The following is a 22,631-nucleotide window of genomic DNA, read 5'->3' as shown; positions in this document are numbered from 1 at the left end:
TGATGAATACCGCTCAATTAACTTTTACGCGATTTATTGCTGCAAACCTGATCGTATTTTTTCATTTTGGCGGAAATCTTTTCCCAACTGATTCTGATTTTGTAAAAGTGATGCGGGACAACTTTTTTCTGGGCGTAAGTTACTTTTATGTTTTAAGCGGATTTGTAATGATCCTGGCATATGGAGATCAAGATCACGTGGAACCGAAAAAATATCTAATTAATCGGATCGCAAGGTTATATCCGTTACACCTCTTTACATTGGGTCTTACGATTATTGTTTCTCTTTTCGTAGCCTTTAATTATCTGGGAAATTACAAGATCGATCCTCTCAGTTTTATCGCAAACTTCACTTTATTACAGGCTTGGTTTCCGGCATATAGCTTAACCTTCAACGTTCCTTCCTGGTCCATTTCCGTGGAGTTATTTTTCTATCTGGTTTTTCCGTTCATTTTCAATAAAATATATAAAAAGCTGCGGCTTCGAAAATTTGCGATTGCTGTCATACTCTTTTGGCTGATTTGTCAAATCGGGATGAATGTATTTTACACTTCCTCATTCTATGATGGTAATGAATCTTTAGACCGTTATTTCTTGCATTACAATCCATTTTTGCACTTGAACAGCTTTTTGGTAGGAATACTGTTTGCCGCCATTTTTAAACGTTATCAATCTACATTATCCAAAAATTTAGATCTGCCTATTTTTCTGATGATCGGGATTAACTGTTTGATGATTTATGCCTTAAAAGACTTTCTTCTTCACGACGGATTACTGGCTTTTAATTTTGGCTTTTTAATTTTACTTATTGCAGCCAACAAAGGTCGAATTACAAAGCTGTTTAACCATAAAACATTTATACATCTGGGAAATATTAGCTTCGCAATGTATCTTCTTCAGAACCCCGTTTTTATATTTTTGAAAAAAGTTTTAAGCGTAATTAATATACAAAATGAATATATCCTTTTCGTGATTGGTTTCCCGGTATTATTGATCTGCAGCCATTTTACCTATCGACTGATCGAAATTCCGTTCCAAAAGAAAATCCGTGGAAAATCAAATGTTGTTCATCTTAAAAGATCTTGATCTGCTACATTTTACGATCTGAAAAATTCAACAATAATTCATCAGTTTATTATCGGTCATAGCGCCACTTAAAAAGTTTAAATCCAAATTCGGTAGGAAGCTGATTATAAAAATTAATCTTTTTCAGGGAAGTAGAAAAATCGCTTGAAAAATAATTAAAAAGCGATAAACTCGATAGTTTTTTATAATTTGAATAACTTTCTTTCCAGAGCGATTCATTTTTTTGCGCTTGCCAGTTCATCAAAAGAGTAAGCGTTTTATAATTAATAAGATATTTAAGAATCAGCCTTTTCCGATCTGTATCTTTTTCCTCCTTCAAAGCCTCATCAATATTTTTTCCGATCGTGAACCAGTTGTCAAAATTCCGTTTAGTTCGGTTGTGAATCACCGATTTATCATGCAGAAAATAAGTATAAGTGATGCCTTTGTGAATCGCGATCTTATTTAGCTTCAAAACAAGGTGAAAAGTCCACAACTCATCTTGTGCAAATAATCCCGGAATAAAATAGATCTTGTTCCTGCGAATAAAATCGACCAAAAAAAGTTTGTTTACCGCATAAGTAACTAATTCGGAATTGGCAAAATCTTTTAAGATCTCGTTATTTCCTTCGATAATATCTTTTTCAGATTGTATTTTGATGCAAATTGATTTTTCACCGGATTCTAACTGCTCACATTCCAGTTGAGAGATGGTCATTTCCGCTGAAGTTTTTTCAGAAATCACAACTAAGGTTGAAATACAGTCGGGAGTTATGGTATCATCACTATCCAGAAACAAAAGATATTTCCCGTTTGCGGTATCAATTCCTTTATTTCTTACCACCGATAAACCCGAGTTTTTTTCTAAATGATCTATTTTCCAGTTCTGCAGGTTGTTAGCTTTAATAAAATCTTCAGCAATTTGAACGCTGTTATCCGGAGTTTGGTCGTTGATCAGCGTCACTTCGATATTGGGATAAGTTTGCGACCGAACAGATTCTAAGCAATCCTTCAGAAAAACCTCGCATTTATAAAGAGGAATCGATATCGTAACTAAAGGATTCATGGACTTATTTTTTTTCAAAAATACCTAATAATATTTAAATTATTATCTTTGACTTATCAGAAAAATTGAAACATAAATGATTGATCTTCTTTCAAGAATTGCGATAAAATTTCATTACGCACTAAAATATTTAATCGTACATTCTCAAAGAAAATTATTTTACCAAAATTCGCGGAGTAAAGTTCACAATACATTTAAATTAGGTGGCGACAATGTTTTAGATTTATCTCCGGAAGCTGTCTTTGAAATCGCTGAAAACGTCACTGTAAACAGCAATAATTTTATCACCGTAAAAAGCAAAGGTCATTTAAAAATCGGAAAACAAACCTACATTACCAGAGCTACAATCTCTTGCTTAGGTAAGATTGAGATCGGAGAAAACTGCATTTTAGGAGAAGGAATGAAATTGTTTGATCACAACCATCAATATACGACCAGTCCATTTAAAGTATCTAAAACGGGGTTTAATATCGGTAAAATAACGATCGGTAACAATGTGTGGACTGGAGCGAATGTTACTATTTTGAAAGATGTTAACATTGGTGACAATTGCATTATCGGAGCCGGAGTTTTGCTTTATAAAGATGTACCAAAAAACAGTATTATCACATTGAAGCAGGAATTGCAAACCAAACGATTTTAAATATAGATTTTATGCGTACAAACCCTTTAATATCGGTGATCATGTCCGTTTATAATGGAGAGAAATATCTTCATGAAGCGATGGATTCCATTTTAAATCAAACCTGCAGAGATTTTGAATTTATTATAATCGAAGATGCATCAACGGATCGAACTCCAATTATTCTGGAAGATTACAGAAATCAAGACAGCAGAATTAAAATAATTGTAAGAGAAGAAAACAAAGGAAATAAAGGGTTTATAAAAAATTTAAATATCGGATTAGAAGCGGCTTCTGGGACATATATTGCCCGAATGGACGCTGATGATATTTCTGCTATTGACCGATTCCAAAAACAAATTGATTTTTTAGAAGAAAATCAAAACGTCTTTATGGTTGGAAGTGACATTCAACACATCGATGAACACGGCGTGATCATCAAATTATTACAGGCTCACCATTCCAATGAGGATATTCAAAAGAAAATGTTTAAACACATTTCAATGTATCATCCTGCGATTTTATTTCGGAATAATAAGAAAATTTATTACCGGGAAAAAATGATCTATTGTGAAGATTATGATTTGTTTTTTAGATTAATGACAGAGGATTGTAAGTTTGCAAATATTAATGAACCGCTTTTACAATACCGAATTTTGCCGCATTCTATATCCAGAAAAGACTGTAAAATTATCCGCTGGTTATTCGTAGAAAAAGCCCGGGCCTTTTTTCTGGAACGTAAAGAAAACGGAGTAGACTCTTACGATATATTCGAACCGGAAAGTTTTTTGAATATCCTACATCCGAATTACCATAGCGATATTGATGATCTTTTATTTGCAGCTAAAATCGCTCTAAAATACCAGAATTACGAGGATTTAATCAAAATTTTAAATAAAGCAAAAAGATATTATCCTGATAATAATCGCTTTACTATTTACAAATGGGCATTAAAAACGCCGAAATCTATTTTACCCTATCTTTTAAAAGTCACAATGAAATAGATGGACATTTTAATCAAATCATTTAACCGCCCTTTCTACTTGGATCGTTGCCTTTCGTCGATCTATCAATTCGTTACAGGCGATTTCAAAATTACCGTTTTAGACGATGGAACTCCAGAAAAGCATTTAAAAAAGATTCAAGAGAAATACCCAGCGATTATCATTTTAAAATCCGATAGTTATCAGGAAAAATCAGAAGCGATTGTTGAAATTTTTAGTAGTGAAACAGAAATCAATGGTTTTCAAATTCCAGTTTCTTTATGGATCCAGGCGGCGAAAAACGCTTCAGACTATTTTATAATGACTGAGGATGATGTGTGGTTCACCGATCAAATTGATTTGGACGAACTTCAAAATGATGCGAAAAAATTTCAAATTAATCTTCTCAAATTAGGTTGGCTGGGGAATACGAAAGACGACGATTTTAGTAATAATTTTCCAATCTCAAAGCAATTGGATGCCGTTCAACCCAAAAAACTATTTCTAGGAAATAAGGGAATAATGGAAGCATTTTTCTACAATCATTACAAATTTTACAGCCTTTTATACAAATTAAAACTGGTTGATAATGTCACCAGAAATAAATACTGGATGCTTAATTCCATCTTAATGGGTCTGTACAAAAAAGAGTATTGGCTAGAAATCTGGAAAGATATTGAGGGCAAAGTAGATGAAAAAAAACAACTCATAAATGCTTCTCTTTTTTATAAAAAGAATCGCAAAAATCCGAACTTTATTTCCCGTCTAAAAAAGGAGGCGATGAAAACTACTTTTCAATCTTCTGCGACCAATTCTTACCATAAATACGGCTATGATTTTGATGTGAACCTTTTTAATCATCTCATTAATGAAGCTTGGTTTAAAGGTGATTTTGATCCTTTAGAGAACTTTCCAAAGGATTTTAGTCTCAATTATTTCGAAGCATTTATACAGGACAAAATAAATCTGGAGGAATTTAAAAAATGGGTCTCGGATTTTAGAAATCAATATCAAAATCTGGGATGCGATGTCAACTAAAAAGATAAAAATACTCTTCCGTCACCGCTCCATGGAAATGGGTGGCGTAGAAAAAGTGCTGCTCAGTTTACTCAACAATCTTAATCCTGATTTATTCGAATTAACACTGCTTTTGAGTATTGATCAGGGCGAATTGAGAAATGAAATTCCTTCTCATGTAAGAAAAGTTTTTTTGGCGAAAGGAAAAGAAAGTTTTTCTAAAAACAAATATCTCCAAAAAATTCCGTTGCTATTCAGAAGAATGAAACTGGAAAAATTAAGAAGAAATCCAAAACTTATTGATGAGAATTTTTTGAAAGACTCTTACGATATCGAGATCGGAATGACTTACAACGATTTTGAACCGGTCTTAAATTCGAGTAATAAAAATTCTAAAAAAATCGGCTGGTTTCATTCAGAGATTGATCATCCAAAACTGCAGGTTTTAGTACCCAAAATTCTAGAACTTTTCCCCCAGTTTGATCACATGGTTTATTGCTCAGAGAAAATTAAAGAGATGATGCACAGAGATTATCCAGATCTTAATTATCCTAAAGAAAGTGTGATCATCAACGCGATTCCTATTGAAGAAATTAAAAGGAAAGCCGAAGAAAAAATCACAGATTTACCTAAAAAACCTCTTTTTGTTTCCGTTGGGAGATTGCATACCCGAAAAGGTTATCATAAATTGATGGAAGTTCATGCTCAGCTTTTAAAAGACGGCTTTGAACATTCCTTTCTGATCATTGGTGATGGCGAAGAACTTTCGAATCTTTTGACTCAACAAAAATTATTAGGAGTTGAAAAAACTTTTATTTTTGCCGGCAATAAAATGAATCCTTACGCCTACATAAAAAATGCAGATTTTTTCATTATGCCCTCGGAATCTGAAGCCTGGCCTTTGGTCATTGCAGAAGCACTTATTTTGCAGAAACCGATTATTGCTACAGAAGTTGGAGATGTTGGCTTAATGATCAAACACAAAAAAACAGGGTATCTTATCAATTATAAAACAGAAGAACTCTACAGTGCAATGAAAGAGTTTTTAACCAATAAAACATTAATTTCCGACTTAAAAGAAAACCTGATTGACATTGAAAAAGAATTCGACAATAAAAAAATATTCAGCGAGATTGAAGAAATCATTCTTAATTTAGCAAAAACCAAATAATGGATCTTCTCTACAGAATCATTCTTAAAATTCACACGATCTGCCTGGAACTACGCGATAAAGCATATATCGAGATTTGCAAATCGCGCGGTTTAAAGGTGGGCAAAGACGTAATTTTTATCGAAACACCAAAGTTTGGGTCAGAACCTTATTTAATAGAAATCGGCGACCGCACCAAAATAACCGCAAACTGCACTTTTATTAACCATGATGGCGCAATGTATGTGATCCGTTCCATGGAAAAGTACCGGGATGCCAGAAATTTCGGCCGGATAAAAATTGGCAAGAATTGCTTCATTGGAAATAATTGCACAATCCTTCCCGGCGTAGAAATGGGTGATAATTGTATTCTGGGAGCTGGCTCCGTTCTAAATTCTTCTACTCCACCGAATTCTGTTTTTGCCGGCGTTCCCGCAAAATTTATTTGTACGATCGAAGAATATGGCGACAAAGCATTAAAAAATAATATTCTCTATCCACGAGAACTGGAAAAAATTCGTCCGAATTTAGATGCTTATATTAAAGAAAATTTATCTCATACTTACAAACCCGTAAAATAAAAAGGTGGCTGCTAAAAAGAAAATCCTCATCAGAATTGGTTCTCTTCGTCATGGTGGCGCAGAAAAAGTGCTGGTAACATTATTGAAAAATTTGTCGAAGGATCAATATGAAATCGATCTTTTATTAAATTTAAATTCCGGTAAATATCTTGCAGAAGTTCCAAGTTGGATTACTATCAAGTACCTGAACAAAGGCGAAATGATCACGACCAATCGTCTGCAGGATTTACCGGTGAAAGCTTTTCGGGTTTTGTATCAGAAGATTTTGAAGATTTTTCCTCCCCTTCTTTATCAATTTATTTTAAAAGGAAAAAAATATGATATCGAGTTTGCAGCCATTCACGGAATGCGGGACGACATATTGAATTCACCGTTAAAATCATCAAAAAAAATCATCTGGATCCATAATGATCTGAAGAAAACGGAATTCCATAATTATACAGATGACGAATTTAGAAAGTTTTTTGGCTTCGATAAGATCATGGTGATTTCAGAAAAAATTCGGCATGATTTTGAAAGTATTGCAACAACTGCGGAAGAAAAAAATAAAATCGTAAGAATTTATAATCCTTTAGATACCGCCGAAATATTGCGGAAGTCAGATGATGGAAGTCAGGAGATGGAAGAAACTAGTAGGAAATTAGAACCTAAAGTTCCTGTTTTTATTTCTGTTGGAACGGTTTTTCCGCAAAAAGGGTTTGACCGGTTGTTGAACGTTCATAAACGACTTCTGGATGAAGGTTTTAATCATAAAATGCAAATTCTGGGTGACGGCTACGATTTCGAAAATATTAAAAAATTAAAAAAGGAATTGGGTATTACAGAAACGGCCAAACTTTTTGGCTTTACTAACAATCCATATCCCTATTTTAAAAAAGCAGATTTCTATATTTTGAGTTCGAGATATGAAGGATTTCCAACAGTTTTGTTTGAGGCAATTACTTTAAAAAAGAAAATAATTGCCACAGAAGTTTCTGGTGTTCGTGAAATGTTAGATGACGGAAAACTCGGATTAATTGTAGAAAATTCCGAAGATGGAATTTATGAAGGAATGAAAAAAGCCCTTGCCAATCCCGAAAGTTTCGAAAAATACAGTTTCGCGTTACAGGATTATAAAATGCCTTTCGATCTGGAAAATTCTGTTCAGGCGATAACCGACATTTTGGATTCTTTATAATTTGGTGGTCTGAAAACTCAGAAGGCTTTCAGGGTTTTAAACTCTGAAAGCCTTAAACATAGACCGATCAAATTCTATGATTTAGTCATCAAAATAATCTCTATTTTTAAATATTTAAACTTCTATCTTTGTTCTAATGTCTGAAAAAACTACCCTTCAAAAAGATTTTTACCGCGAGAGTGGACAATGGCTTTCTACTTTTGAAATCTGGAAAAAATGTTTCAGTCCGAATTTGCATTTCATCTATCTTTTAAGAATTACACAGAAACATCCAAAAAACACTTTCTTAGGCAAAATTTGGCGCTTAATTTTACGACATTATCAAATAAAATATGGATTTCAGATCTATCCGGAAACGCAGATCGGCGAAGGTTTCTATCTCGGACATTGGGGCGCGTTGGTCATTAATCCCAGAGTGAGCATCGGTAAAAACTGCAATATCGCTCAAGGCGTAACAATTGCTCAATCTAATCGGGGTAAAAACGAAGGCGTGCCTGTAATCGGTGATGAGGTATGGATCGGTGCAAATGTCGTGATAGTGGGAAAAATAACCATTGGAAATAATGTTTTGATCGCACCAAACGCTTACGTAAATTTCGACGTTCCTTCCGACTCGATCGTGTTTGGAAATCCAGGACAAACATCCTCTAATCTAAAGGCGACAGAAGGTTACATCAATCATAAAATCTAAGATTTGTAGTATTAAAATTTGTTAATTAATCTTTTTTTTATTTTCTAAACAATACTTTTGTGTCGTTATTTGTTTCATCTATTGAATTTAAAAATAATCTGAACGAAATCGTATAATATAAACCTTTGAATATTTTTCATCATGAAAAAATCGTACGAATTAATTTTTGAAAACAACAAGAAATGGGTAGAATCAAAACTCGCTCAGGATCAGGACTTTTTTAAGACTTTATCCTCTACTCAAACTCCGGAGTTTCTTTACATTGGTTGCTCAGACAGTCGCGTTTCTGCAGAAGAAATGATGGGTATGAAGCCAGGCGAACTCTTTGTTCACCGTAATATTGCGAATGTTGTAAACAGTTTAGATATGAGTTCAACAGCCGTAATCCAATACGCGGTAGAACATTTAAAGGTGAAACATATCATCGTTTGTGGACATTATGGTTGTGGCGGTGTAAAAGCAGCGATGACGCCGCAAGATCTAGGATTATTGAATCCATGGTTGCGGAATATTCGGGATGTTTACCGTTTGCATCAGGCAGAATTAGATGCGATTGAAGAGGAACAGAAACGGTATGACCGCCTTGTAGAACTAAATGTTCAGGAGCAATGTATTAACGTTATAAAAATGGCAGTAGTACAGGAACAGTATTTAATCGACGAATATCCTATTGTTCATGGCTGGGTTTTCGATTTAAGAACCGGTAAAATTATTGACTTGGATATCGACTTCGAGAAGATCTTGAAAGACATTCAAAAAATATATAACCTTACTAATTCGCAGTGGGTAATGAGTAAGTTGAATAACAAAAACCTCATTTAACTTTACAGAAAGTTTTCTTTATGAAATTTTGGAGTATTATTACATTAACGGTCTTTTTGAATTTTATGGCTTTACCAAGTATGGCCACGATTTTCAATTGGGATCTGCCGTCGAGTAATGTGGTAATCTCCGAAGAGGAAACCCAACACGCTCCATTGGTCATCAACGAAAAAACACTTCCAAAAACGCTGAACGTTCACGATTTTCTTAAATTCTTCGAAAGTGATTTACTTGGTAAATCCTTCATTCAAACAGATGATTCCGTTCATCTGTCTCCTTTTCTCTCTATTTTTTCTCCACCTCCGAACGCTTAATTTTTTATCGCACAAAAATTAGAACACTCATTTCATCAGGATTTGAGCAGTTACTATTTTGATTTAAAATTAAAACAATCTTGTGTTTTGATCAGATAATCTGGTCGTTGCATCCAAAAACTTTTTCAAAAATGAAAAAAGCAATCTCAGTATTGGGAGGAATTAAAGAAAATTTTCCTTCCGGACTTGTCGTATTTTTAGTCGCACTCCCACTTTGTTTAGGAATCGCCCTGGCTTCAGGCGCACCGCCACTTTCCGGAATTATTGCCGGTATTATTGGTGGCTTGATTGTAGGATTTTTAAGCAATTCGAATATTTCAGTTTCTGGTCCTGCTGCAGGATTAACCGCAATCGTTCTTACTGCGATCACAGATCTGGGAGCCTTTGAACTCTTTCTATGTGCCGGAATTATCGCAGGACTTCTGCAGCTGATTTTAGGATTTATAAGAGCCGGAAGTATTTCAAATTATTTCCCCAACAATGTCATCGAAGGAATGTTGGCAGGAATCGGCATCATTATTATTTTAACACAGATCCCACACGCTTTAGGGTTTGACAGAGATTTCGAAGGAAACGAAAGTCTTTTCGCCAACGGTTTTAATCCCGGTTATTTTTCGAAGTTACTTGCCGGAATAAATCCCGGAGCCATTATCATCACTTTATCTTCCATAGGAATTCTTTTAGCTTGGGATCGTGTTCCAGCCTTAAAAAAACTGAAAATGATTCCCGGCGCTCTGATCGCAGTTGCTGTCGGAATTCTACTTAATTTCATTTGTAAGGTTTCCGGAAGTTCTTTAGCCATTGGTTCCGAACATTTGGTTTCGCTGCCTGTCCCACAAAATATTGATGATTTTAAAAACATGATCGTTTTTCCGGATCTGCAGGGATTTTTTAATCCAAAAGTCTGGATCGTAGGAGCAACAATCGCAATCGTAGCGTCCATCGAAACCCTTTTATGCATTGAAGCATCGGACCGTTTAGATACTCACAGAAGAACCACGGATACCAATCTCGAGCTTAAAGTTCAGGGGATCGGGAATTTAATAAGTGCCGCAATTGGTGGATTACCAATGACTTCTGTAGTCGTAAGAAGTTCTGCAAATGCGGCTGCAGGAGCAACCTCAAAAGTTTCTGCAATGATTCATGGCGCGCTTTTATTGATCTGCGTTCTCTCAATTCCTTTTATTCTGAATTTAATTCCGCTGGCAACTTTAGCTGCTGTTTTGATTTTGGTCGGTTACAAGCTAGCTAAACCTGCCACGATCGTGCATTTCTGGAAGAAGGGAAAATATCAGTTTATTCCGTTTATTGCGACAATTCTGGCCGTCGTATTCCTTGATTTATTGAAGGGAGTTGGTATTGGTTTGCTGATCTCTGTTTTCTACATTTTACAGGGAAATATGAAAAGAGCCTACTATTTCAGCAAAGAGGAATTAGATGATGCCGACGAAATTACGGTAAAACTGGCAGAGGAAGTTTCCTTTTTAAATAAAGCCGCCATTAAAAAAACACTCAAAAACATCAAAGCAAATTCTAAGGTGATCATCGATGCGAAGGGCACTTCCTATATCGCGATGGATGTTTTAGAAATGATTCAGGATTTTGCCAACATCAGAGCTGCCGAAGAAGAAATCGAAGTTCAGCTTGTTGGTTTTAGAACTTCCTACAGAGATTATGAAAGCAATCAAAATTCCCACATAAGCATTGATCACCGAAGATCCATGTAATTTTACCTATTTCGATTTAACAATAAATATATTATGAAAGCACATACCTTAGATACACAATCTACTGTTTCACCCCAAAAAGCTCTTGATTTTTTAAAAGAAGGCAACCAAAGATTTGTCAATAATCTGAAGATGAACAGAAATCTGCTGGAGCAGGTAAATGATACACGAGCAGGACAGTTTCCTTTTGCTGTAATTTTAAGCTGCATTGACAGCAGAACCTCTTCAGAACTAATTTTTGATCAGGGATTAGGTGATATTTTCAGCGTGAGAGTTGCAGGAAATTTCACCAACGAAGATATTCTGGGCTCTATGGAATATGCCTGTAAAATTGCAGGTTCCAAACTGGTTTTAGTTCTCGGACATTCTAAATGTGGCGCACTGAAAGGTGCGTTGGATTCCGAGAAAGTAATTACTTTAGGTTTAGATAACCTCTCGAAACTAGTTAATAATTTTGATTCCTGCATTCAGGAGATCATCAAAAAAGGAGAAAAGAAATGTTCAACAAATGATGATCTTTTAAACCGATTAACCTATAAAAACATAGAAAACACGATCCGCAACATCCGAACAAACAGCCCAACACTCAAAAACATGGAAGATGATGCTGAAATCATTATTGCCGGAGCCCATTATGATGTAGAAACTGGCGAAGTTAATTTCATTTAAAATAAAAATATTAAAAAATGTCGGATCCAGATGTAGTAAAGAAAAAAGAAGGCACTTTTATTACAGGAATTCCAGATTTTTCATCTGATCCCGTAACATGATTTGGCTTCGATGCAAGAACAAATATTTATTGGAACGGAACGGGTGAAAATTCTTTTTTCGCTTACACGCTTTATTTAATGAAGCTAAAAGCTAATGCCGCTTATTACACCATTATCTCAATTAGAATATGGAATCTCCAAAGAAGATCAGTTTCTTTATATAGGAATTGGGCAGGATTTTTAGTAATGTGAACGATCTACTTCCCGTTAAAACTGGTCATCGCGTTTTGAATACCGGCAAAGACAAATGAAAGACAGGCTTTAGAAAACTTCTCGATTCTTTCGGAGAGTTTTTCTTTTTCTTCGCCTTCCCATTTTCCCAACACATAATCGACTTGCCGCCCTTCTGAAAATTCTGCAGAGATCCCAAATCTTAAGCGCGGATAATTCTGGGTTTGCAGTAGTTCCTGAATACTTTTTAATCCATTATGTCCGGCATCAGAACCTTTCATTTTCATTCTTAAAGTTCCGAAAGGCAGAGACAGATCATCGGTGACGATCATTAAATTTTCGACGGGGATATTTTCTTTCTGCAGCCAAAATTTCACGGCGTTACCGGAAAGATTCATATACGTATCGGGTTTCAAAATAAAAACCTTCCTACCCTTGTATTTACCTTCTGCGAGCAAACCAAAATTTGATGATTTAAAAGGAGCTTCAATCGTTTCTGCGATCTTTTCTGCAACTTTAAACCCGACGTTATGCCGGGTTTCAGTATATTCTTCGCCTTTATTTCCGAGACCTACGATCAGGTATTTCATTATAAATTTTTATTGATAAACGAATGTTAACGTTCCTAAATTATTTGAAGCCACTCCAACTGTTGGGTAACCATCTTTATCATAAGTATAAGTATAAACAGCAGATTGAGTATCAGCATCTGTCGATACCGTTATTTTTTTGTAATTATTTGTAGAAAACCCTATCACTGCAGTGCTGTCTGATCCGTAAAGTGAACTGATGATATTAAAGGCTTCAGGCAAATTATTAAAGGGATTATGGTATGAATCATAATCGCTAAAAGTAGCATTTATTACAATGGGTGGAATTGAAATCGGTGGTGTTGCAGGAAAAGTAGTCGAAAATTTCCAGGTGTTGATATTATTACCGGTGTAAGTGATGTCGCTTTGAAAAGTAAATAAATCGTAAGTCGTATTTGGATCACTAATATCATTTCCGACCAATTTTGAAAGAATTTTTGTTATTTTATTATTCGTGTAAGTCGATTCTAAAGTATTCGTAAATGTTGTTCCCGAATCTTCACTACCAAGTCCTACCGCTTTAAGAAATTTACCGTTATTGTAGGTGATCGTAAAATTGGTTTTAGTGATTATTCCATCATCCTGAATAACGTTGATCTTATTCAAAATATCATTGTCATAGAAAAGATCATAAGAGACAGAATTATCACTTGCTTTTACTCCAATTAATTTTCCAGATGCGTAGGTGTAATTATAGATAAGAGTTTCTCCACTGCCATCTATTGAGGTAACCGATTTTAAATTCTTTACAACTCCCGTTGTACCACCGCCGTTTCCGCCACCGCCAGTATTTGGATTAACGCCAATAAGAAAATCCCCGTTCAAATCCCGACTGGGCTCGCAGGAAAATAAAAGAAATGCGGAGAAAATAACCGCGAAAATATTTAAAACATTTTTCATCTTAAAAATTAATTTCAGCAAAAGTAGTCTTTTTTTAGAAAATTGATCATCTGGTTTTATGATCCCAGAATCCGCTCCAAAACAGAATTCACTTCATCTACATTCTGCACATTTTCTTTCCGCATCATGAGTTGATTTCCTTCTTTGGTGCTTTTTTCTTTTAAAGTGGCTTCTTTCGGATTCTTATTTAAATAGGCTATAATATTCCTGAACTTATCGCTGTGATAAAATTTGTCTTGAGGATTTGGCGGAAAATAGCCTAAGAAAACGCCGTTCTTCACCACGATCTTATCGAAACCAATTTCTGCTGCGATCCATTTTAACTCAACCGATTTAATCAAATTTTTTGCTTCCGAAGGTAATTCCCCGAAACGGTCTACCAGCTCGCTTTCTAATTTCCGCAAGTCTTCTTTACTTTGAATGTCTGCCAATTTCTGATAAAGAGAAAGCCGCTCTTCAATACTCTGAACGTAGAAATCGGGCAACATTAATTCCAGATCCGTATCAATATTGACTTCTTTTGTTGATTTAAAGAGTTTCTTGCGGTCTTCTTCATTTTCAAAAAGATCTTCAAATTCTTCATCATTCTGCAATTCTTCTAAAGCTTCCTGCATGATTTTTTGATACGTATCGAAACCCATTTCGTTAATGAAACCGCTTTGCTCACCACCTAAAAGATCACCGGCGCCCCGAATTTCTAAATCTTTCATCGCGATCTGAAAACCACTTCCAAGATCAGAAAACTGTTCAATGGCTTCCAGTCGTTTTCTCGCATCCGCAGTCATCATATCAAAAGGTGGCGTAATTAAAAAACAGAAAGCTTTCCGGTTGCTTCTACCAACTCGTCCCCTCATTTGGTGCAGATCGGCCATTCCAAATCTTTGGGCATCGTTAATAAAGATGGTATTCGCGTTTGGAACATCAACACCACTTTCAATGATCGTGGTAGAAACCAAAACGTCGTATTTCCCCTCCATAAAATCCAGGACATTTTTCTCCAGTTGCTTTCCTTCCATTTGTCCGTGACCCGTAATTATTTTTGCATCCGGAACCAAACGCTGAATTAATCCCGCAATATCTTTTAGGTTTTCAATTCTGTTATTGATAAAATAAACCTGTCCATCCCGTTGAATTTCATAAGAAATCGCATCCCGAATAATTTCCTCACTAAAACCCACAATATTGGTTTCTACAGGTTGCCGGTTTGGTGGTGGTGTTTTAATAACCGATAAATCCCGCGCTGCCATTAAAGAAAACTGCAGCGTTCGTGGAATCGGAGTCGCCGTTAAAGTCAGAGTGTCAATATTATTTTTTAAAGTTTTCAGTTTGTCTTTTACCGAAACGCCAAATTTGTGTTCCTCATCGATAATTAAAAGTCCCAGATCTTTAAATTTCACCGAACTTCCCACCAGTTGATGCGTTCCAATAACGATATCGATTTTTCCATTTTGCAATCCTTCCAGCGTTTCTGCCTTTTGTTTCGCAGTCCGGAACCGGTTCATATAAGAAATAGTTACGGGAAAATCTTTGAGTCGTTCGGTAAAACTTCGGTAATGTTGAAAGGCCAAAATAGTCGTCGGTACCAAAATCGCAACTTGTTTTCCATCAGTCGCAGCTTTAAATGCAGCTCTGATTGCGATCTCCGTTTTACCGAAACCTACGTCGCCACAGATCAAACGATCCATTACGTTATCGTTTTCCATATCTGTTTTCACATCTACCGTTGCTTTTTCCTGATCCGGCGTATCTTCGTAAATAAAGCTGGCTTCCAGTTCGTTCTGCAAATAAGTATCGGGTGTAAAGGCAAAACCTTTCGCAGTTTTTCGCTCAGCATAAAGTCGAATAAGATCAAAGGCGATCTGTTTAACTTTCGCCTTTGTTTTTTGTTTCAAAGATTTCCAGGCGGGAGAACCGAGTTTCGACAAAACGATCTCTTTCCCATCCGGACCATTGAATTTGGAAATTTTATGTAATGAATGAATACTCACATACAACAGGTCCCCATTTTTATAGGTCAGCTTAAAACATTCCTGAATTTTACCATTATTATTCACTTTTACCAATCCCATGAATTTTCCGATTCCATGATCGATGTGCGTGATATAATCGCCCACTTTCATCTGCATGAGATCTTTTAACGTGATCTGTTCGGATTTTGCAAAGGCATTTTTGGCTTTAAATCTTTGATAACGGTCGAAGATCTGATGATCCGTATAAACCGAAATTTTATGCTTAAAATCTACAAAACCTTCGTGAAGTTCTGATTTAAAAGATTTAAAATTGATTTTCGAGAGGTCTAAAGTTTCTTGTGCGGAAGGATCATCGCTTCGGTTTGAAGACAGATCTTCAAAAATACTTTCGAGTCTTTCTTTCTGTTTTTCTGTGGAAAAAGAGATCCAGATATCGAAATCAGCTTCCTGTTTCTCCTTTAAATCCTCGACCAGCAGTTCGAAATTCTTATGAAAAGTAGGCTGCTGGGTTTGAGAAAGTTCTAAATCTCCGCAAGAGATCCCATTAAGTTTAAGTTTCTCCAGCGTAAAATCGACACTTCTAAATTTTTGATAATTATTAATTAAATCATCATGAGAAAGGAATAATTCTGCGGGACTTTGATGGCGAATGTCTTTATTTAAAGTTTCAAACTTAACCTCTGCTTTCTCGTAAAAATCTGTAATTTTTTTAAAGCCTAAAAACGCATGTTTAGAAACGACAAAACTTTCTTTCGGCATCAATTCAAAAAGAGAGATCTTGGTTCCGGAAACCGCAAAATTCATATTCGACACCAATTGAAAACGGTCTACTTTCCCGTCTGTTAACTGCGTTTCTATATTAAAAGTTTTAATGCTTTCAATTTCATTTCCGAAAAAAGTGATCCGGTAAGGCTGTTCGTTGGAGAATGAAAAAACATCAACAATTCCACCACGCACAGAAAATTCTCCGGGTTCAGAAACAAAATCCGTTAAATTGAAATTGAACTGGTGCAAAAGTTCTTCGGTGAAATTAAAATCTAAACTTTCGCCCGCTTTGATCTGATGAGAGATCGCTTTGAAATCTTCTTTCTTCAAAACTTTTTCCGAGAGTGCTGAAAATCCGGCAACGATCACTTTTGGCTTCGTGCTCGAATTTAATTTGTTCAAAACTTCGGTTCGTAAGACCAGATTTGCATTCTGAGTTTTCTCGATCTGATAAGGCTCCACATGAGTGGTGGGAAAATATAACACATTTTCTTTTCCCAGCAGATCTTCCATTTCTGCAGTTACATAAAGCGCTTCTTCCCGATCTTCAATCAGAAAAAGAATGGTCTTTTTGTAAGTTAGAAAAAGTTCTGCAGTAAAAACAGACGGTGACGAACCTGCAAAACCCCGCACAGAAAGGTGTTGATAGTCCTCTAAGTTTTTGAAAATATCTGCCCCAAATTCGTTTTTCAATAAATCGGGAAGAAAGGTTTCGTGGATGGGTCTTAACTGCATTCTTGAAAATAATATTTTATGCCGCTGAAAATAAAAACGACAAAAGCGATTTCGGAGAATTCCGAAACCGTTTGAAAGCACAAATTTAAGAATTTATTTTCGACCGTAATTTCAAAACGATTTCGCCTAAAACTTTAAAAATAAATCTTATGGAACCCTCTTATAAAATTTCCCAATAAACGAAAAGTCCAGACTTGGTGGCATAGGGTGTGAGCAGTGAGACGCTTAACAAAAAATAAAAATAGTATGAAATTACAGAATTTAAAAAACAAGAAAAAGTCCGGATTAAAATTTTTAGGATTGTTTATCCTTCTATTTTCGTTCATTTCGTTAGCATCTTGTAGAAACGACGATGATCCGGCAGACAACGATTTCTTTGCAGGAACGTACAACGGAAACATTTCTTACAATGATGGAACTACTACAATTTCAAAAGATAACGGGAGCGTATTTGTTACAAAAATTGCAAGCGGAACAAAGTATAACTTTAGATTTTCCGATGGAATTCCTGATTTGAATGGAGTTGAATTTAAAAAAGAAGGCGACAATACTTTAATTAGTGTAGGATCCAGCGCTACTTCTTACATCAGAATTGATAATAATGATTTAAAAATCCTCTATTTTGCAGACGGTAAAACATGGACTGCAAATGCTAAGAGATAATTTATAATTCTAAAATATTCAAACTGCTTCATTAAAAGGAAGCAGTTTTTTTACGGAAATTTGAGAAATGTAAACTGGAATTTTATCTTCAATGTTAGTCCATAAACGGAATTAGAATACGCGTTAAAGTTTGGTTAAAGTTGAAGTGGGTTAATTTTCACATTTCCTATTTGACTAATTTTACTCTGTTGAAAAACACGAAACACAATTAAAACCTTTTAAGCAAATGAAAAAATTATTCACGGCATTGTCTATCCTCGTAGGATTAGGACTTGCAAGTGCACAACAGGTTACTCCAGTTCAAAAAACGGCAGCATATCCTGTAAAAGAAGTAAAAATAACGACTGCTACGAAAGCAACTCCGGCAAAAGCAACAGTTGTTGCAAAACCCGCAGCCACCAATTCTACAATGAAGCTGAAAAAAGATGGAACTCCGGACAAAAGGTATAAAGCCAACGAACATTTAAAAAAAGACGGAACGCCCGATAAGCGGTACAAATAGGAACAAAAACCTTTCATATTTAATTTTAGAAGCCCTGGAAAATTTTCAGGGCTTTTTTATATCTTTAAAAAAAAATTGATGAAGGTTTTTTATACTTTTTTTATTCTCACTGTTTTTCTGGCCTGCCAATCAGACAACCGCAACAATCCGCGGGCTTATGTAGAAGGGAAATTAACCGGCAGTCAATTAGACTATCAAAGAATTAGTGTTATTCTTAAAAGTGACAACACGAGTATCGCGGAAACGGTTCCAAACAATTCGGGTGATTTCTCTTTATCGGGACCGCTTATTTCAGATTCTTTTTCCCTTGTTCTGAATAAAAAAATACGATCTTTTACGACTTCTAAAACAGGCTGTACTATTTCTGCAGATTCCTTGCAGATCCTTATTCCTGCAGGAATCACTTATATTATATTTAACGAAATAAAAGTAAAATGAGAAGAACTTTATTGCTTTTATTTTTAGGATTCAGTACTTTTCTTTTCGCACAAAAAAAGAAAAATAAACTCGACGTGGTTTCTAATATTGAGGTGCGGGCGATTGCGATGAAAGCCATCGGAAATAATTCTCTCGCCAAAAATCTAGAACCTTTTTATGGATTCGCTTTCAGCGGGAATTTAATGACACCCATTAATTTTGGAGTTGGCTTAGATTATAACGTGCTTTTTTCAAATGTTCAATATGAAAAACAAAATATTTACGGCAATTTAGGGTCACCGCGACTTATGATCATTGATTTTTATGTAACGCACCGAGAAAATATTTCTGAAGAATTTTTGGTAGAGGAAATGGTGGGTTTCAGTTACTACAATCAGTCGAATTTACTCATCGATCTGAACGGTCAAAAATTAAAAAATAATGGGATGGGTTTTAATTTAGGTGGAAAAGCAATTTACATTTTAGATCCCATAGGTTATCAGGCGGTTTTTGTCGCCGGAAAGCTCAATTATTATTCTACCAGTATCTATAATGAAAATCCGGAAATTCAGAAATTTTTCAATCATTCTATTTTTCTGAGCTTGAGTTTAGGTTACCGTTTCAATTTTTAAATTAATATAAATGAAGACCACTTTTATTCTTTTTCACTTTGCAAGTATCATTTTTTTGATGTCGCCCAGTTCTTGTCAACCCGAATACAACAACAATTCCAGAGTTTTTGTAGAAGGAAAAATAATTTCTCAGAATGCATCTGAAGTTCCGATCACCCTTTATTCCGGGAACATTCTAATTTCCGAGACAAAATCGTCTTCGGATGGAAGTTTTAAACTTGGTGGTCCCGGAACAACTGGCGAAAAAGAGTTATCGTTTGATCGGCAAATCGCATCATTCACTTCGAACGAAACAGATTGTAAGTTATCCTACGATTCGTTAGCCATCATTTTACCCGTCGGAAAAAATTATGCGAATTTTACTCAAATAACCTTTAAACCATGAGAATATTTCTACTTATTTTCCTCGTCGTTTCCGGAAGTTTAATGGCACAAAAGCAAAAGAATTTTTCTTTTGAATTGAAGGGAAATACGTTCTCCGGTATCGGAAATAATTTTATTGCAGACGGATTAGGAACTTTTACCGGCTTCGGTGCCTCATTTTCCGGAACATTTTATAAAAATATGGGTCTGAGTTTAGAGTATCATAAAGGATTTACCGATGTTAAAGACATTTCCGTTTTCGGCGATCTTCAAAATCCGACGCTTTCTTCTCTTGAAATCTTAGGTTTATACCGTTACAAAGTCACTGATAAATTTGATGTTGAAGTAAATTTAGGTGTTGGAAGTATAAGAATCATAAGCAACTCCGTTTATCGAAATCAAGGTTTCGAAGAAAATGGAACGGCTTTTATCCTCGGAGCAAAAGCACTTTACAGCCTAACTAAAAATAATTCTCTATATCTCGTAGGTTCGCCACGCTTATACTTTCTGAATACTTTTACAGAGATCGAAAATTCAAACGCCGATAAATATTATTCGAAAGCCACGATCTTCAATTTATCTTTAGGCTTAAGGATTTATTTCTAAAATCTTCTAAATTTGCGTCATGCTGAATTTCATTAAGAAAAAAATCGCTTTACTCTGGGCAAAAAATCATGTTAAAGATGCCAAATCTTTCAAGCAAAATGCTGTTCAAGATCAAGAAAAATTGGTACTGAGCTTGGTAATAATAGCCGAAAAAACTTTGTTTGGAAGAGTTCATCGTTTTGAAGATATTAAAAATGTAAAAGATTTTCAAAGTCAGGTTCCCGTTGCAGATTACGAAGATCTAAAGCCTTTTATTGAAAAAGTAAAACACGGCGACGCAAATATTTTATGGCCCGGAATTCCTGAATATTTTGCCAAAACTTCGGGCACTACTTCTGGTTCCAAATATATTCCGATCTCGAAAGAAGGAATGCCTTTCCAAATAAATGCAGCTCGAAGCGCCATTTTCCATTATATGGCGCAGAAGAACGGATCCGATTTTGTTTCGGGGAAAATGATTTTCTTGCAGGGAAGTCCGGAGCTGGAAGAAGTGAACGGCATTCAAACCGGCAGACTCAGCGGAATTGTCGCGCATCATATTCCAAATTATTTACAGAAAAACCGTTTGCCCAGTCTCCAAACAAACCTCATCGACGACTGGGAAACCAAAGTTGATGAAATTGTAAAAGAAACCGAAAAAGAAAACATGACCCTAATCTCCGGGATTCCACCCTGGCTGATCATGTATTTTGAAAAACTGACAGAAAGAAACGGCAAGAAGATCAAAGACCTTTTCCCGAATTTACAACTTCTCATTACGGGCGGCGTAAATTACGAACCGTACCGCGAAAAAATGGAAGAATTGCTTGGCGGTAAAGTCGATATCATTCAGACTTTTCCGGCGAGCGAAGGTTTTTTTGCCTTTCAGGATGATTATGAAAAAGAAGGTTTGCTCCTTTTAACGAATCACGGAATTTTTTATGAATTCATTCCGCTTGAAGAATACGGAAAACCCGACGCCAAAAGATTGACATTAAAAGATGTTGAACTCCATAAAGATTACGCTTTAATTTTAACAACCAATTCCGGACTTTGGGCTTATTCCATCGGCGATGTAGTGCGGTTTATTTCTAAAGATCCTTACCGGATTTTAGTTTCCGGCAGAACCAAACATTTTACTTCTGCATTCGGGGAACACGTGATCGCCTTTGAAGTGGAAGAAGCCATGAAAGCCACGGTAGAAAAATTTCCGGCGCAGATCACTGAATTCCATCTTGCACCTCAAGTAAATCCTGTTGAAGGTTTGCCATATCATGAGTGGTTTATTGAATTTGAAAAAGAACCTGAAAATCTCAACCTCTTCCGAAAAAATCTTAATGAAGAGATGCGAAAAAGAAATTCCTATTATGATGATCTGATCTCTGGAAATATTTTGCAGCCGCTTATCATAAGTTCTTTACGAAAAAATGCTTTTCAGGATTATGCAAGATCGGAAGGAAAGCTGGGCGGACAAAATAAAATTCCGCGTCTGGCAAATGACCGTAAAATCGGGGATTATTTAGAAAATTTGAAGAAATAAAAAAAACTCTAAACTGATGAAAAATAGCTGTGTTTTGGCGATGGTTCTATTTCTCTTTTCTTGCTCTTCAAACAAATATAACGTGAAAAGCAACCCCGGAAATTTTGAAAGTCTAAATGCCGGAAAAACGTATGTTTTTTTTCATGAAAATGACTTAAAAACCCAAATGGAAATTACCTCCATTGAAAACGACAGCGTTATAGGTTTGCACAATAAATCCCGAATTGCCCTTGCAAAAAACACGATTTGGAGAGTGCGAAAAAACAGTACAACAGGAACTGTAATCCTTGTGGGAACTTCTGTTGGAGTGATTGTAGTTACAGCCGTAATATTTAGTGCAGTTGCCCAAATCGGCCGGGCATTCGGACATACGATTGCGGGACAGTAAATTAATTACTCACTACTTTCAACCCAACTACCGACGCTATTAAAGTAAAAACAAAAAACATTCGCCAGAAAGTAGCCGGCTCATTAAAAATAAAAATGCCCGTCATTACTGCGCCAACTGCTCCAATTCCTGTCCAGATCGCGTAAGCAGTTCCAATCGGGATCGGATTTGCCCCTACAGAAATTGCTTTGTAGAGCAAAAACATGCTCAGAAAAAGGGAGATCACAAAACCGGCCCACCAAAAATAACTTTCTTTGCCAGTCGTTTCCTGTGCTTTTCCGAGGCAGGTTGCAAATCCGGTTTCAAATAATCCGCCGATAATGAGTAAAATCCAGTTCATTTTTCAAAGATAAATTTTTTTATGAAAATTCGAAGCCACGAATGCAAGAATGAAATTTGTAAGCATCTATTTAAAAGTTTCTTAAA

26 protein-coding genes are annotated in these 22,631 nt (G+C 35.8%); 21 read left to right on the top strand and 5 right to left on the bottom strand.

The genetic code is table 11. The annotated features are described in order from the left end of the window. The first annotated feature begins 2 nt into the window (after positions 1-2). Positions 3-1,085, top strand: coding sequence for an acyltransferase family protein (locus tag ACZ9HT_RS03875; protein WP_476039127.1), 1,083 nt, complete (start codon positions 3-5; stop codon positions 1,083-1,085). Positions 1,086-1,134: 49 nt separating this feature from the next. Here ACZ9HT_RS03875 and ACZ9HT_RS03870 read toward each other — a convergent pair whose 3' ends face one another. After that, positions 1,135-2,130: a glycosyltransferase gene (locus ACZ9HT_RS03870; protein ID WP_476039126.1), complete on the bottom strand. Its 996-nt coding sequence runs from the start codon at positions 2,128-2,130 to the stop codon at positions 1,135-1,137. Positions 2,131-2,206: 76 nt separating this feature from the next. On the opposite strand from ACZ9HT_RS03870, the gene ACZ9HT_RS03865 reads away from it, so the two are divergent. The 12 genes from ACZ9HT_RS03865 (at position 2,207) to ACZ9HT_RS03810 (ending at position 11,984) form a co-directional block, all read left to right on the top strand. Continuing rightward, entirely contained in the window at positions 2,207-2,773 is a 567-nt protein-coding gene (locus tag ACZ9HT_RS03865; RefSeq protein ID WP_476039125.1) for an acyltransferase, read from the top strand. An 11-nt stretch (positions 2,774-2,784) separates the two neighbouring features. Continuing rightward, on the top strand, positions 2,785-3,756 hold the full coding sequence (locus ACZ9HT_RS03860) for a glycosyltransferase (RefSeq protein ID WP_476039124.1): 972 nt from the start codon (positions 2,785-2,787) through the stop codon (positions 3,754-3,756). Further along, the gene (locus ACZ9HT_RS03855) at positions 3,757-4,773 is read left to right on the top strand and encodes a glycosyltransferase family 2 protein (protein WP_476039123.1); all 1,017 of its coding nucleotides are present in this window, start codon (positions 3,757-3,759) and stop codon (positions 4,771-4,773) included. Continuing rightward, positions 4,763-5,923, top strand: a complete 1,161-nt coding sequence (locus ACZ9HT_RS03850) for a glycosyltransferase (RefSeq protein ID WP_476039122.1) — start codon at positions 4,763-4,765, stop codon at positions 5,921-5,923. Before ACZ9HT_RS03855 ends, ACZ9HT_RS03850 begins: the two co-directional genes overlap by 11 nt. After that, positions 5,923-6,483: an acyltransferase gene (locus ACZ9HT_RS03845; RefSeq protein WP_476039121.1), complete on the top strand. Its 561-nt coding sequence runs from the start codon at positions 5,923-5,925 to the stop codon at positions 6,481-6,483. Before ACZ9HT_RS03850 ends, ACZ9HT_RS03845 begins: the two co-directional genes overlap by 1 nt. A gap of 4 nt (positions 6,484-6,487) precedes the next feature. Then, on the top strand, positions 6,488-7,660 hold the full coding sequence (locus tag ACZ9HT_RS03840; protein ID WP_476039120.1) for a glycosyltransferase: 1,173 nt from the start codon (positions 6,488-6,490) through the stop codon (positions 7,658-7,660). A gap of 136 nt (positions 7,661-7,796) precedes the next feature. After that, positions 7,797-8,351, top strand: coding sequence for a serine acetyltransferase (locus ACZ9HT_RS03835; protein WP_476039119.1), 555 nt, complete (start codon positions 7,797-7,799; stop codon positions 8,349-8,351). Between the two features lie 141 nt (positions 8,352-8,492). Then, on the top strand, positions 8,493-9,173 hold the full coding sequence (locus ACZ9HT_RS03830; RefSeq protein ID WP_476039118.1) for a carbonic anhydrase: 681 nt from the start codon (positions 8,493-8,495) through the stop codon (positions 9,171-9,173). A 20-nt stretch (positions 9,174-9,193) separates the two neighbouring features. After that, positions 9,194-9,487, top strand: coding sequence for a hypothetical protein (locus tag ACZ9HT_RS03825; RefSeq protein ID WP_476039117.1), 294 nt, complete (start codon positions 9,194-9,196; stop codon positions 9,485-9,487). 131 nt (positions 9,488-9,618) lie between these two features. After that, positions 9,619-11,214 (top strand): SulP family inorganic anion transporter, encoded by a 1,596-nt coding sequence (locus ACZ9HT_RS03820; RefSeq protein ID WP_476039116.1) that lies wholly within the window; start codon positions 9,619-9,621, stop codon positions 11,212-11,214. 33 nt (positions 11,215-11,247) lie between these two features. Beyond that, entirely contained in the window at positions 11,248-11,883 is a 636-nt protein-coding gene (locus ACZ9HT_RS03815) for a carbonic anhydrase (protein WP_476039115.1), read from the top strand. 17 nt (positions 11,884-11,900) lie between these two features. Continuing rightward, positions 11,901-11,984 (top strand): DUF5982 domain-containing protein, encoded by an 84-nt coding sequence (locus ACZ9HT_RS03810; RefSeq protein WP_476039203.1) that lies wholly within the window; start codon positions 11,901-11,903, stop codon positions 11,982-11,984. A gap of 197 nt (positions 11,985-12,181) precedes the next feature. Here the strand turns inward: ACZ9HT_RS03810 and pth are convergent, their stop codons facing one another. From pth to mfd, 3 genes are read right to left on the bottom strand one after another with little or no spacing between them, the layout of a single operon-like run. Next, complete coding sequence (gene pth, locus ACZ9HT_RS03805; protein ID WP_476039114.1) at positions 12,182-12,745, bottom strand: aminoacyl-tRNA hydrolase; 564 nt, start codon at positions 12,743-12,745, stop codon at positions 12,182-12,184. Between the two features lie 9 nt (positions 12,746-12,754). Further along, positions 12,755-13,645 (bottom strand): hypothetical protein, encoded by an 891-nt coding sequence (locus ACZ9HT_RS03800; RefSeq protein WP_476039113.1) that lies wholly within the window; start codon positions 13,643-13,645, stop codon positions 12,755-12,757. A gap of 56 nt (positions 13,646-13,701) precedes the next feature. Then, positions 13,702-17,115, bottom strand: coding sequence for a transcription-repair coupling factor (mfd, locus tag ACZ9HT_RS03795; protein ID WP_476039112.1), 3,414 nt, complete (start codon positions 17,113-17,115; stop codon positions 13,702-13,704). 246 nt (positions 17,116-17,361) lie between these two features. Between mfd and ACZ9HT_RS03790 the strand changes: the two genes are divergently transcribed. The 8 genes from ACZ9HT_RS03790 (at position 17,362) to ACZ9HT_RS03755 (ending at position 22,205) form a co-directional block, all read left to right on the top strand. Next, positions 17,362-17,778 carry a hypothetical protein gene (locus ACZ9HT_RS03790; protein WP_476039111.1) on the top strand — a complete coding sequence of 139 codons (417 nt, stop codon included), beginning with the start codon at positions 17,362-17,364 and terminating at the stop codon, positions 17,776-17,778. A gap of 226 nt (positions 17,779-18,004) precedes the next feature. Further along, entirely contained in the window at positions 18,005-18,280 is a 276-nt protein-coding gene (locus tag ACZ9HT_RS03785; protein ID WP_476039110.1) for a hypothetical protein, read from the top strand. A 78-nt stretch (positions 18,281-18,358) separates the two neighbouring features. Continuing rightward, on the top strand, positions 18,359-18,718 hold the full coding sequence (locus tag ACZ9HT_RS03780; protein WP_476039109.1) for a hypothetical protein: 360 nt from the start codon (positions 18,359-18,361) through the stop codon (positions 18,716-18,718). Further along, complete coding sequence (locus ACZ9HT_RS03775) at positions 18,715-19,329, top strand: hypothetical protein (RefSeq protein WP_476039108.1); 615 nt, start codon at positions 18,715-18,717, stop codon at positions 19,327-19,329. The genes ACZ9HT_RS03780 and ACZ9HT_RS03775 overlap by 4 nt, the downstream gene beginning before the upstream one ends. Positions 19,330-19,339: 10 nt before the next feature. Further along, positions 19,340-19,714 (top strand): hypothetical protein, encoded by a 375-nt coding sequence (locus ACZ9HT_RS03770; RefSeq protein WP_476039107.1) that lies wholly within the window; start codon positions 19,340-19,342, stop codon positions 19,712-19,714. After that, a complete protein-coding gene (locus ACZ9HT_RS03765; RefSeq protein ID WP_476039106.1) occupies positions 19,711-20,298 on the top strand; it encodes a hypothetical protein in 588 nt (195 codons plus the stop codon). The genes ACZ9HT_RS03770 and ACZ9HT_RS03765 overlap by 4 nt, the downstream gene beginning before the upstream one ends. Positions 20,299-20,317: 19 nt before the next feature. Further along, entirely contained in the window at positions 20,318-21,817 is a 1,500-nt protein-coding gene (locus ACZ9HT_RS03760; protein ID WP_476039105.1) for a GH3 auxin-responsive promoter family protein, read from the top strand. 16 nt (positions 21,818-21,833) lie between these two features. Then, on the top strand, positions 21,834-22,205 hold the full coding sequence (locus ACZ9HT_RS03755) for a hypothetical protein (RefSeq protein WP_476039104.1): 372 nt from the start codon (positions 21,834-21,836) through the stop codon (positions 22,203-22,205). Between the two features lies 1 nt (position 22,206). On the opposite strand, the gene ACZ9HT_RS03750 is transcribed toward ACZ9HT_RS03755, so the two are convergent. Next, positions 22,207-22,545: a DMT family transporter gene (locus ACZ9HT_RS03750; RefSeq protein WP_476039103.1), complete on the bottom strand. Its 339-nt coding sequence runs from the start codon at positions 22,543-22,545 to the stop codon at positions 22,207-22,209. Positions 22,546-22,631 lie beyond the last annotated feature (86 nt).

This window comes from Chryseobacterium sp. UYP7, assembly GCF_056279225.1.
This window is presented reverse-complemented; position numbering and strand designations above follow the sequence as displayed.

Coding starts and splice junctions, on each gene's coding strand:
- ACZ9HT_RS03875 (WP_476039127.1), top strand. CDS start 3: ATGAATACCGCTCAATTAACTTTTACGCGATTTATTGCTGCAAACCTG.
- ACZ9HT_RS03870 (WP_476039126.1), bottom strand. CDS start 2,130: ATGAATCCTTTAGTTACGATATCGATTCCTCTTTATAAATGCGAGGTT.
- ACZ9HT_RS03865 (WP_476039125.1), top strand. CDS start 2,207: ATGATTGATCTTCTTTCAAGAATTGCGATAAAATTTCATTACGCACTA.
- ACZ9HT_RS03860 (WP_476039124.1), top strand. CDS start 2,785: ATGCGTACAAACCCTTTAATATCGGTGATCATGTCCGTTTATAATGGA.
- ACZ9HT_RS03855 (WP_476039123.1), top strand. CDS start 3,757: ATGGACATTTTAATCAAATCATTTAACCGCCCTTTCTACTTGGATCGT.
- ACZ9HT_RS03850 (WP_476039122.1), top strand. CDS start 4,763: ATGTCAACTAAAAAGATAAAAATACTCTTCCGTCACCGCTCCATGGAA.
- ACZ9HT_RS03845 (WP_476039121.1), top strand. CDS start 5,923: ATGGATCTTCTCTACAGAATCATTCTTAAAATTCACACGATCTGCCTG.
- ACZ9HT_RS03835 (WP_476039119.1), top strand. CDS start 7,797: ATGTCTGAAAAAACTACCCTTCAAAAAGATTTTTACCGCGAGAGTGGA.
- ACZ9HT_RS03830 (WP_476039118.1), top strand. CDS start 8,493: ATGAAAAAATCGTACGAATTAATTTTTGAAAACAACAAGAAATGGGTA.
- ACZ9HT_RS03825 (WP_476039117.1), top strand. CDS start 9,194: ATGAAATTTTGGAGTATTATTACATTAACGGTCTTTTTGAATTTTATG.
- ACZ9HT_RS03820 (WP_476039116.1), top strand. CDS start 9,619: ATGAAAAAAGCAATCTCAGTATTGGGAGGAATTAAAGAAAATTTTCCT.
- ACZ9HT_RS03815 (WP_476039115.1), top strand. CDS start 11,248: ATGAAAGCACATACCTTAGATACACAATCTACTGTTTCACCCCAAAAA.
- ACZ9HT_RS03810 (WP_476039203.1), top strand. CDS start 11,901: ATGTCGGATCCAGATGTAGTAAAGAAAAAAGAAGGCACTTTTATTACA.
- pth (WP_476039114.1), bottom strand. CDS start 12,745: ATGAAATACCTGATCGTAGGTCTCGGAAATAAAGGCGAAGAATATACT.
- ACZ9HT_RS03800 (WP_476039113.1), bottom strand. CDS start 13,645: ATGAAAAATGTTTTAAATATTTTCGCGGTTATTTTCTCCGCATTTCTT.
- mfd (WP_476039112.1), bottom strand. CDS start 17,115: ATGCAGTTAAGACCCATCCACGAAACCTTTCTTCCCGATTTATTGAAA.
- ACZ9HT_RS03790 (WP_476039111.1), top strand. CDS start 17,362: ATGAAATTACAGAATTTAAAAAACAAGAAAAAGTCCGGATTAAAATTT.
- ACZ9HT_RS03785 (WP_476039110.1), top strand. CDS start 18,005: ATGAAAAAATTATTCACGGCATTGTCTATCCTCGTAGGATTAGGACTT.
- ACZ9HT_RS03780 (WP_476039109.1), top strand. CDS start 18,359: ATGAAGGTTTTTTATACTTTTTTTATTCTCACTGTTTTTCTGGCCTGC.
- ACZ9HT_RS03775 (WP_476039108.1), top strand. CDS start 18,715: ATGAGAAGAACTTTATTGCTTTTATTTTTAGGATTCAGTACTTTTCTT.
- ACZ9HT_RS03770 (WP_476039107.1), top strand. CDS start 19,340: ATGAAGACCACTTTTATTCTTTTTCACTTTGCAAGTATCATTTTTTTG.
- ACZ9HT_RS03765 (WP_476039106.1), top strand. CDS start 19,711: ATGAGAATATTTCTACTTATTTTCCTCGTCGTTTCCGGAAGTTTAATG.
- ACZ9HT_RS03760 (WP_476039105.1), top strand. CDS start 20,318: ATGCTGAATTTCATTAAGAAAAAAATCGCTTTACTCTGGGCAAAAAAT.
- ACZ9HT_RS03755 (WP_476039104.1), top strand. CDS start 21,834: ATGAAAAATAGCTGTGTTTTGGCGATGGTTCTATTTCTCTTTTCTTGC.
- ACZ9HT_RS03750 (WP_476039103.1), bottom strand. CDS start 22,545: ATGAACTGGATTTTACTCATTATCGGCGGATTATTTGAAACCGGATTT.